Origin of the sequence: Latilactobacillus graminis DSM 20719 (assembly GCF_001436415.1) — a bacterium.
GTDB lineage: Bacteria > Bacillota > Bacilli > Lactobacillales > Lactobacillaceae > Latilactobacillus > Latilactobacillus graminis.
The window spans coordinates 1-5911 of sequence record NZ_AYZB01000015.1; the positions used below are offsets into that span (position 1 = coordinate 1).

General features: G+C 35.5%; 5 protein-coding genes and 1 pseudogene. 2 read left to right on the top strand and 4 right to left on the bottom strand.

The window, feature by feature from the left end; all coding sequences use genetic code 11:
• Positions 1-305: 305 nt before the first annotated feature.
• From recA to FC90_RS04120, 4 genes are all read right to left on the bottom strand, one after another.
• Complete coding sequence (gene recA / locus FC90_RS04105; RefSeq protein WP_057908035.1) at positions 306-1397, bottom strand: recombinase RecA; 1092 nt, start codon at positions 1395-1397, stop codon at positions 306-308.
• A 245-nt stretch (positions 1398-1642) separates the two neighbouring features.
• On the bottom strand, positions 1643-2629 hold the full coding sequence (locus FC90_RS04110) for a replication initiator protein A (RefSeq protein WP_057908036.1): 987 nt from the start codon (positions 2627-2629) through the stop codon (positions 1643-1645).
• Between the two features lie 520 nt (positions 2630-3149).
• The gene (locus tag FC90_RS04115) at positions 3150-3530 is read right to left on the bottom strand and encodes a hypothetical protein (protein WP_057908037.1); all 381 of its coding nucleotides are present in this window, start codon (positions 3528-3530) and stop codon (positions 3150-3152) included.
• A gap of 1 nt (position 3531) precedes the next feature.
• Entirely contained in the window at positions 3532-4359 is an 828-nt protein-coding gene (locus tag FC90_RS04120; protein ID WP_057908038.1) for a ParA family protein, read from the bottom strand.
• Positions 4360-5268: 909 nt separating this feature from the next.
• Between FC90_RS04120 and FC90_RS04125 the strand changes: the two genes are divergently transcribed.
• Together FC90_RS04125 and FC90_RS04130 are read left to right on the top strand one after the other, a co-directional pair.
• Positions 5269-5619 carry a hypothetical protein gene (locus tag FC90_RS04125; protein ID WP_057908039.1) on the top strand — a complete coding sequence of 117 codons (351 nt, stop codon included), beginning with the start codon at positions 5269-5271 and terminating at the stop codon, positions 5617-5619.
• Positions 5619-5911, top strand: a pseudogene (locus tag FC90_RS04130) (hypothetical protein); the annotation flags it as partial. The gene FC90_RS04125 and the pseudogene FC90_RS04130, both read left to right, overlap by 1 nt.

Below are 5911 nucleotides of genomic sequence, written 5' to 3' on the forward strand. Positions count from 1 at the left end.
AACTTGTCTTAACCTTACCTTTACTTTTTTCAAAAAGCAAGTATTTTTTTAACAAGAAAAAACAGAAGTGGTTAACATCGGCCGTTAGATTAAGTTCTAACGGCTTTTTTGTATTCATTTTTCATAAGCATTCTTTTGGGGGTGATAAATCCGAAAAATAGCTGATGGGCATCAATTCTCCTTTGAATTTAAGGTTTAAAGATCATTAAATCCTTGAGATTCTAGCATCATTAATTGCCTTTTGACATCTTAGATAACGTAAAATTGCAGTAATTTCAAGTTGATTAATTTCACGCACTAAACAATTATTCATCATTGTGATCTGCCTTCTGGTTTTCTTTATGGTTATCAGGAAAAATAATAGCGCGTAGCTTACGATCAATTTCTGAGAGGACATCCTCATGATCACGTAAATAACTAACTGCATTTCCTCGTCCTTGACCTAAGCGAATTTCATCATAGTTAAACCATGAACCAGACTTCTCAGCAATTTCATGTTCAATTGCTTGGTCAAGGATATCTCCAACCGGATCCACACCTTCGCCAAACACCATGTGAACATGAGCGGTTTTAAACGGTGGCGCGACCTTGTTTTTTACGACTTTTATTTTAATTGGCTGACCAGTCGCTTTGGTTTTATCATCTTTGTCATCCTTATCAGTCCCACCATCTCGGCGGACATCTAAACGAACAGAAGCGTAGAATTTAAGCGCACGGCCACCAGGAGTTGTTTCAGGACTCCCAAACATTACGCCAACTTTTTCACGGATCTGATTAATAAAAATTACCACAGTTTTATTTTTATTGATCGTCCCTGATAGTTTACGGAGGGCTTGCGACATCATGCGGGCCTGTAAGCCAACATGTGCGTCCCCCATTTCGCCTTCAATTTCAGCTCGTGGAACAAGTGCAGCCACTGAATCGACAACTAGAATATCTATCGCTGCACTTTCGATCAACTTATCAGCAATTTCTAAGCCTTGTTCGCCTGTATCTGGTTGCGACAGGTATAGATTATCAATATCAACGCCTAGCTTTTTTGCATAGACTGGATCCATTGCGTTTTCGGCATCAATATAAGCAGCAATCCCGCCAGCACGTTGTACTTCCGCAACAGCTTGCATGGCGATTGTCGATTTACCAGAACTTTCAGGGCCGTACATCTCGACTATTCTGCCCTTTGGAAGACCACCAACACCTAAAGCTAGATCTAAAGATAATATCCCAGTTGGCGCTACTTCGATTTGAGTAGCCGTATTTTGTCCCATTCTCATAATGGATCCTTGCCCAAAATTTTTGGTTATTTTCGTCAATGCAGCTTCTAATGCTTTGGAACGGTCTTGCTTATCTGTTAATTGAGTTATATTTTCTTTTTTCACAGTAGGTTTATTCCCCATAGATTACCGTCTCCTTCTTATAAAACGAACAAACGTTCGCATTATTTTCGAATTAAGCATAGCACAGGACGTTTGATTGTCGCAAGCGAACATCGAAATTTTTTTAAACTTTTTGAAGATGGTCGAAATGCCATATATAAATCTTCTTCAATCTAATCTAAAACCTAGTAATAATAAGTCTAATAGCTGCTAGATTTGAGCTGCTGAAATTTGACACCTCACGGAATGCCTATTTAACAGTGCTTTTAAGACCATGTGATTGCAGCGTTCCCAGCTTTATAATTGTCCATTGATCGCTTATTGCCAATCTGTTCAAATTGATCATACATAGCACTATAAACATAGCTGTTCACGTCTTTTACAGCATTTAAACGCACTTTTTCAACAGTTCGTATCAAAACATCGTATACTGGTTTAGCAACGTCCTCGTCTTTAAAATCAAATAAACTACTTTGGATTTTATGCTCATTTAAAGCTTGTTTTTTAGCACGAAGAACAGTCTTTTGAAGCATTATAAATTGTTCAAAGTTATTGTTAGACAAGAGTTTAAGCGTTAGTAGTTGCTGTTTGTTAAAAACGTTATCGTTGTCTATGTGGTTTTCAAAAAGAGCAGCGTCTTGTTGTTCACGTAGTGATTTTTGACTGTCTGTTAGAGTATCTGGTTTTATAGAATCTGTACTTAAAGGTTTTAAAATATCAGTATTATTTAAATCAGTATCACTAGTATCCTTTTTTAGGAAATCTAGACTTCCCTTTTTAGGAAATCTAGATTTATCAAGGCTTCCCGTTGATTGTTCTTGTATAGACGTTGGTAAATCAATGTTCACAGTTTCCTCGTTGCTTGTTTCTAGTTGATCGATGCCGTAAATATCAGCATCTGTAATTTCGGGTTCGAGAAGATACATACGATTAGCTCTACCTTGTCCCATGCGCTGCATGACCAATAAACCAGCCTCTTTAAGTTCTCGTTTAACATTGTTGACCTTGTTATGTCCGCAACCTAGAATCGCCTCTAGTTGCTCGCCTGTGTAGATAAAATAAATGTTGCCTTCAGGATCAAACCAGTGGTTTTTGATTGATAGCTGGAGGCGATCAGAAAGAACAGCGAAAGCAAGCTTAGCTTCAGCACTTAGTGTTTTATATTTGTCGCTGGTCATAAACACCTTTGGGACTTGGAAGAATTTTAAAGCGTATTGACGTTTTACGTTGTAATAGTTCAGTTGGTTATCCATGTTAGTTCTCCTTTTCAATTAAAAAGAGCGAACCCGCATTTGCGAGTCCGCTCTAGTGTTTTAGAGTAAGCAAATGCGAGCCTGGTATGAGAACCAGTAACTCCTTAGAAAAGCCGCATTGACCTACTTTTATGTACAATTAAACAAGCCTTTTTGTATTGCCATTTTTAAGAAAATAGCTTATAATAAAAGGCGTAGGTTAAAAGAAATTACAGACAAATAACTTCTTTAAAGTAGGTCATCACGAATTCCAGTTCGTGATGGCTTTTTATATTAGTTGCAGAATACCACGATTAAAACAACACTGTAAACACTTATATATTAAACGTAGTAATGTAGTAAGATAGTAGAGTAGTACAATAGTAAGATAGTAGTATAGTACAATAGTAATGTAGTAAGTAAAATGCAAGAAGCTGATTACAGTAGTGACTCAGCTCCCTTTTTTATGTTTAAATGTAGTAAAGTAGTAAGATAGTAAAGTAGTAAGATAGTAAAGTAGTAAGATAGTAAAGTAGTAAGTTTAACTATTCTTGCGCTTACTCTTAGCCTCGTAAGTTTTCATGTACATGTCGAACATAGTTTTCTGGTTTGAATCCAAAGTATTCTCAATTTTGTCCAAGGCAAGTGACAGCATGTCGTCCTGGGTATCCTTTTCGAGTGTATTTTGGAGTGAGTTGAGTCTGTGAACGTTAATTCTTTGTATACGGATTGTTGTATAATCTTTGTTTAGTCTTGGGCGACCCATTTTAGATTGAGGAGGGGTAGGTTCAGCAACCGTGTCGCTTTTCATTTGATCGAGAGAGAACGTTTGTTGTGGTTCTGATATTTTTGTCTCTTCAATTTGTTTTGTTCCTTTGACCCCACGTTGAGGATCTTTGTTGAAATTTAATTTTGCGGCCATATTAGTTAGTCCTTTCTATGATTTCTTCGACCAATCGGGAGTATAATTCATGAACTTTACGGTCATGATAGTCAGTTCCTTCTGTTAGATTCTGTTCCGCAATTCCTTTGCGATCATACCGTTTTAGGCGTTCCATGTGTTTGATCACTGTATTAAATAGTGTGTCTTCGCCAAAGGTTTCTTTTGCATCGGCGATAATCTGATTGTCCAAGCCAGAATTATTTTTTAGCAGTACAGGGAGGACGCCAGCAATATCAAAATTACTGGCTTCATACGTATTATAGAAGGTTTGGAGATATTCCCAAAAAGCTTCAGCACCATCTAATGAACGTTGTTGTGTTTGTAAGACAATAACTACCGAATCAGATGAGTAGAGAGCGGTATCTGTAAAAATCGAGAGTGTTGGTGGAACGTCAAAAATAATATAGTCGAATTTATCCTCAACGGTTTTTAGTTGCTCATTAAAGTAAGCAATTCTTTTTTCTTTGTAATTTTGCAAATTTGGAAGGAATTTAAGTTCCAAAAAGTCTGGATAATTTACAAAATCTTTATGTGATGGAATGAGATAAAGGTTTTCCATAATGTTTACGATGGTAGAGTCCAAGTTTTCCTCTTGTAACGCAAGCATCATGGTTTTTGGTACCTCTAATTCTTTTCCATTTTGAAGTACATAGGTTCGTCTAAGCAATTGGGTTGAATTTGCTTGGGGATCCAAATCACATACTAAGGTTTTGTAGCCTTTTCGTGCAAGTTCATAGGCTACCATAACCGAGTTAGTTGTCTTCCCAACGCCGCCCTTAAAATTTCCAAAAACAAGTTTTTTTGTCATCATTGGTTCCTCCTTTACTATATTACTATCTTACTACGAAAAGTGTTTAAGGTAAATACTTTTTGTAGTAAAGAAGTGGAAAATAATTATTTATGTTGAAAAGGGCGAGAAATTGGGCATAATCAGAATAGTAGAATAGTAGAATAGTAGAATAGTAGAATAGTAGAATAGTAGAATAGTATAAATTCACTTGACACTTTGTTAAGCAGCACACACAATAAGTAGTAAAGTAGTAAAGTAGTAAAGTAGTAAAGTAGTAAAGTAGTAAAGTAGTAAAGTGCTTTTTTTCCTATAAAAAAGCCCCCATACCTATGTATAGAGGCTCTCTAAATAAATCTAAACTACTTATCGTTCTAAATCATTATTTATTTTATCGTTTATTTTCATTAATCGGGTCAGATAAGTTTCACTTTTTGCACTCTCAACAAATGGTTCCATATCATTTGTTTCATTCGTAATAATGTTGCTTTGCCAACTTTGAAGATTGTGTAATTTCTTTGTCCAGTTTTGAAATCATTTTTTAAACAATCTTGAACTTGTTTTAAAATATTTGAGTCTTTAATTGGTAGTACATTTTACTTCATACAAGTCGGCTATTATTATCTTATTTCTACTAACTATCCCTATAATTAATAGTATATACTATAGGAGCTGATAAAAAATAGGAAGTAGGCTTTAGGGCATAGATCAATAGGTCAAGGTGACTATTTGCTACAAAATAGTTGAAGCAGCCGTGTAAACATCTATAAATGTTAACAAATAATAAAGGAGCGGTTGTCATTAAGACAGTTTTTTTCAAAAATATATTTGTATGTGTACCCAGATAAATATGAAGGAGCGAAGGGTATCTCTATATAGTTAACATGGTAATGTATTCTATAACGATAAACATTAGAGAAGGTATGAATATTGAAAAAGAAAACGTGGATAGCAATTATAATTTTCTCAGTAGTCGTTATATTTGGAATCAAAATAGGAGTGAAAGAGCATATGGCTGCTAAAAATAAGCAAGACCAAGTAGAATTAATTAAGTTGGCTAAAAATACGTTTAGGGACATAAAATCGATCAAAGTTATTGATTTCTATGAAAGTTCTCCGGGAACAAAAAATATTGATTTTGATGTCATAACAGCTTCTGGAGAAAAGATAGAGCTTAATTCAATTTCGGACAGTAGTTACAGAAATAATGGCTTAAATTTGGGCAAAACTATGACAATTATAAATGTTAAATTTTTGGACGGATCGAGGGGAAAGGTCTAATGAGAACCGCGAATCAATACAGAGTAATAGATGAACGTGTTTATAATACTGATAGTTTCAAGGTTAAGAAGCCGATACGAATCGATGATAAAAAAACTCGAACAATCACTGATTCAAATTCCAATCAAAAATTCCAAGTTATCAAAACCGTCGATACCAACGATCCTAAAAATAGTTATGGTTACGACACCAATGGGTTTCAAGGTATGGCCGTTGCGCCAGTGAACAAGGCCGGTGAAGTTGATTATTCACATATTACGGTCGCTTATGCCGGCACCAATCAATCTGATTT